Origin of the sequence: Streptomyces sp. FH025, from assembly GCF_017427025.1 — a bacterium.
In the GTDB taxonomy this organism is placed as follows: Bacteria; Actinomycetota; Actinomycetes; order Streptomycetales; family Streptomycetaceae; genus Kitasatospora.
The window spans coordinates 1-4029 of record NZ_JAFLNG010000695.1; the positions used below are offsets into that span (position 1 = coordinate 1).

A 4029-nucleotide genomic window follows, 5' to 3' on the forward strand; every position below is an offset into this window, starting at 1 on the left:
ATTCCAAAAAGACCCCCTCCCATTCGGGAGGGGGTCTTTTTTCGTTTATCGGTCAGTTGTCGTCGAGCTCGTCGTCCTCGATTTCCGGCTCTCCTAGCGCTTCAGTAGGGGTCGCCTCCGCAGATGCCGGCGAAGAGGCGGACGCGGATGCGGACGCAGTGGCTTCGGGGCGTGCGGTCTGCGGTGCCTGCGCCTGCGCTGCCGGCACGTCAGCCGTCCCCCACGCCGGTCGGCTGAGCCCCTGGGCCGGACTGTTGGTGAGCCGTGCGACGCCCGTACCGTCCGGCCGCATGGTGTACAGGTCGGCGTCGGCACCCGCGGGTGCCTGGGCGAAGACGACGGACTTGCCGTCGGGTGCGTAGGCGGCGGTGCCGTAGGTGGCGTCGGAGGGGGCGGGGGTCAGGGCGCCGATGGCGGTGCCGTCGGGGTGGACGGTGTAGATGCCGCCGCCGGGGGCGTTGTCGCGGCCGGCCGGGTAAGTGGTGAAGAGGATCTGGGTGCCGTCCGGGGACCAGCTCGCGCGGTCGCCGGCGCGAAGCTCCCAGGGGGTGAGCTGACGGAGTCCGGTGCCGTCCACGCCCACGACGTAGATGGCGCGGCTGTTGGCGGGCTGTCCGGTGGCGCCGGTGCGGTATTCGAAGGTGAGCTGCTTGCCGTCGGGGGACCAGCTGGGGTTGCTGACCGTGCCGGAGTACGGCTTGTCGTTGGTGAGGAAGGTGAGCCGCTGGACGTCGGTGCCGTCGGGGCTCATCAGGTAGAGGTCCGAGTACTGGGTCTGCATGGCGCCGCCCGTGTCCAGGGTGCCCCAGGAGCGGCTGAAGGCGAGCTGCTTGCCGTCGGGTGAAAAGGCCGGGGCTCGTTCGTCCTCGTTGGCGCAGTCGGCGGTGGCGGCGCTGGTGTCGCAGAGTTGGCTGATCTGGTGGGCGTTGTCGCCGGTGGCGGACACCGCCCAGAGGCGGGCGGTGCCGCTCCGTGGGTCGGTGCGGTCGAAGGCGATGGTGGTGCCGTCGGGGGACCAGTCGGGCCGGTCATCGAGGGTGCGGTCGGAGGGCTGGGTGACCTGGTGCTGGCCGGTCCCGTCGGGGGAGAGGGTGACGATGGCGCTGGTGGAACGGCTGGCGTCGGTGTAGGCCCGGCTGACGATCAGTCCGTCGTGCGCGGCGGCCGCCGGGCTCCCGGCCACCGCTCCGACCACGCCGGCGGCCGCAGAGGGGGTGGCGGTGGGGGAGTCCGGCCGGATCTCGGACAACGGGATGTCCCCGGGCTCGGCCCCGCAGCCGGTGAGCAGGGTGCCCAGAAGCAGGAGGCCCGCACCGGCGGTTGCGCGGGTGCGGGCCTTGTTCCTGGGGGACTGCCGTGTGCCGGTGCTTCGTGTCATCTCCGCCTTCGACCTTTCCGACCGCTCTGACGTGTGTTCCGTCCGCGATTCGGCGTGGAATCAGGACGGAGGCCCCTGGAAGGAGCTGCCACTGTGTCAGACGGGGAAGGCCGGAGGACGGGCGACACGCGACGGAGAGCGCCCTCTCGATCACACGGAGTAGAGGCTTGTGGAGCGGAGGTCGGCTGCGGGGCTCAGCCCCGGGCGGCTCGGCGTTCGGCCTTGGCGAGGGCCTCCGCCTCGTCCTCGGCCTCGGCGACCTCCAGGGTGGGCGCGGTGCCGCCGAGGTGGGCGGGCAGCCACCAGGTGTCGTCCGGGCCGGAGGGCTTGGCGGGGTACTCGCGCTGGGCCCGGTCGAGCATCTCGGTCATGGCGGCGCGCAGCTTCCTGGTGACCATGACGGGCTTGTCGTTCGGGCCGAGGTGAATCGGTTCGCCGATCATGATCGTCACCGGAACGTGGCGCTTGGTGAGCGTCTTCGGGCGGCCCTTGGTCCAGAGCTGCTGGGTGCCCCAGAGGACGACGGGCAGCAGCGGGGCGCCGGAGTCGGCGGCCATCCGGGCCGCGCCGGTCTTGAACTTCTTCAGCATGAACGATCGGCTGATGGTCGCCTCGGGGAACACCCCGACGACCTCGCCGGCTTTGAGGGCCCGCACAGCGGCCTCGTAGGCGGGCTGGCCGTCGGTGCGGTCGACCGGGATGTGCTTCATTCCGCGCATCAGCGGGCCGGAGACGCGGTGCTTGAAGACGTCGTCCTTGGCCATGAAGCGGGTCTTGCGCTTGCCGCCGCGGTAGGCGCCGAGGCCGGCGAAGAGGAAGTCCAGGTAGCTGATGTGATTGCTGACCAGTACCGCTCCCCCCCTGGCAGGGATGTGCTCGGCACCCACGATCTTGATCCGCACATCGAGCGCACGGAAAGCGGTGAGTGCGGCGCCGATCACCGGCGGGTAGACGAGCTCTGCCACGGTCAGTCCTGACTTCCACGGGCCGGAGCCCGGTACGGCGGGTACCCGCGTCGTGGGCGGGGGCCGACCGGAGCACGGCACGCCGCGGCGGTCACGGGTGATACACGGAGATGATCCCCCGAATGAGTGCCTGCTGTCACCTGAGGCGTGCGGTCAAGCGAATATTCGCGATGTGATCTCCGTGATGAATTGGGTCGGGAACTTTTCCGTCCCTTGACCGCGATCTCGGCCTCGGGGCGTTCCGTGGTCATCAGGAGGAAGTGGTGGTGTGCGGCGGGGTGATCACGCCCCGGCGCCGAGGCGACCCTGGGCGCGTCGGACGATGGGGTAGATCTCACTGCCGAGGCAGTAGCCGAAGGCCGCGTTCAGGAAGGCCGCGGTGAGGGCGAAGCCGGTGGCCAGCAGGCCGAGCCAGGTGACCCCGGTGAAGTAGCCGAGGGTGCCGACGGAGGTGAAGACCAGGCCGACGCCCTGGGCGAAGCGCAGCGGCCGCTCGTCCTCGGTCTCGGTGGGCGGTGCGAGGTGGGGGTGGACGAAGGTCCGGAACAGCCAGCCGTACGGGGACGACCGGAGGCCGCCGAAGGCGCCGAGGGCGAAGGCGAGGGCCTGGGCGGCCAGCAGGAGCTCGCTGCCGGTGATCAGAACGACGGCCAGGACGGCCGAGGCGAGAACGGCGGCGAAGCGGTGGCCGCGGGGGTCTGTCTGCACGGGAGCTCCGGGAGGTCGCGACGGACGGCTGCGGCTGGGTGTCAGTGACACCGGGAGGTGGTGGTGCGACCGCGGTCGACGACGTGACGGGACGTCAGCGGCGGCGGTGCGGCAGGGCGCTCGGAGTCCACGGGCCGATCGTACGCGGGCGGGTGTCGGCGGTCGACCTCTTCTTTTGTGAACGCGGGGCGCTGCCTCAGACTTGTGGGATGACCGGATCGGCGGTGTGCGTTGTCGCGCCGGCGGTGGCGACCACGTTCGGGTCACTGCGGACCAGGTATGACGGGAGGCTGAAGGTGCACACCACGCGCGGGGCGGTACGGCTGTCGGAGGCGGAGCTGGGCGGGCCGCTCGGTGAGCGGGCGACGCTGGTGCAGTTCTCGACGGCGTTCTGCCAGCCGTGCCGGGTGACCCGCCGGGTGCTGGCCGAGGTGGCGGAGATGGTCGACGGGGTCGCGCACGTCGAGGTGGACGCCGAGGCGAGGCTGGAGCTGGTGCGTCGGCTGGAGATCCTGCGGACCCCGACCGTCCTGGTGCTGGACGCGGAGGGGCGGGTGGTGCGCCGGGCGGCGGGAACGCCGCGGAAGGTGGACGTGATCGCGGCGCTCGGGCAGGCGGTCTGACGGGGGCAGGTTTCAAGTTTCAAGGAACAGATAACAGATGACAGCGAACAGATTTCATCATCTGTTCGCTGTCATCTGTTGCCCGTCATCCGGTCCGGTTCACGCCGCCCCGCGAGGTGGACTCGACACCTGGCTGGGGCAGGATGGGCGCAGGCGGTGGTGCAGCCGCACGGCATAAGCTACTGGCCAGTAGTGACCGCTGAGCTACCGGCGAGTATGCTGCCAGGAAGTTCCGGACCGGCACGGGAAACTCGCTGCCCGGAGCGGGTGCGTGCCGTGTTCGTACCCGCTTGCACAACCGCAGCCGCCGGACGAGACCAGTACAGGAGACAAGGCCGTGAGCTTGAGGATCGTT

General features: G+C 70.4%; 4 protein-coding genes. 1 reads left to right on the forward strand and 3 read right to left on the reverse strand.

All coding sequences use genetic code 11. The annotated features are described in order from the left end of the window. Positions 1–52: 52 nt before the first annotated feature. The 3 genes from J0670_RS32195 to J0670_RS32205 form a co-directional block, all read right to left on the reverse strand. Positions 53–1378 (reverse strand): PD40 domain-containing protein, encoded by a 1326-nt coding sequence (locus J0670_RS32195; protein WP_207815571.1) that lies wholly within the window; start codon positions 1376–1378, stop codon positions 53–55. Positions 1379–1572: 194 nt separating this feature from the next. Further along, positions 1573–2343, reverse strand: coding sequence for a 1-acyl-sn-glycerol-3-phosphate acyltransferase (locus J0670_RS32200; RefSeq protein WP_207815572.1), 771 nt, complete (start codon positions 2341–2343; stop codon positions 1573–1575). Positions 2344–2625: 282 nt separating this feature from the next. Continuing rightward, a complete protein-coding gene (locus J0670_RS32205; protein ID WP_207815573.1) occupies positions 2626–3051 on the reverse strand; it encodes a DUF4395 domain-containing protein in 426 nt (141 codons plus the stop codon). Positions 3052–3260: 209 nt separating this feature from the next. On the opposite strand from J0670_RS32205, the gene J0670_RS32210 reads away from it, so the two are divergent. Next, positions 3261–3674 (forward strand): thioredoxin family protein, encoded by a 414-nt coding sequence (locus J0670_RS32210; protein ID WP_207815574.1) that lies wholly within the window; start codon positions 3261–3263, stop codon positions 3672–3674. Positions 3675–4029: the final 355 nt, after the last annotated feature.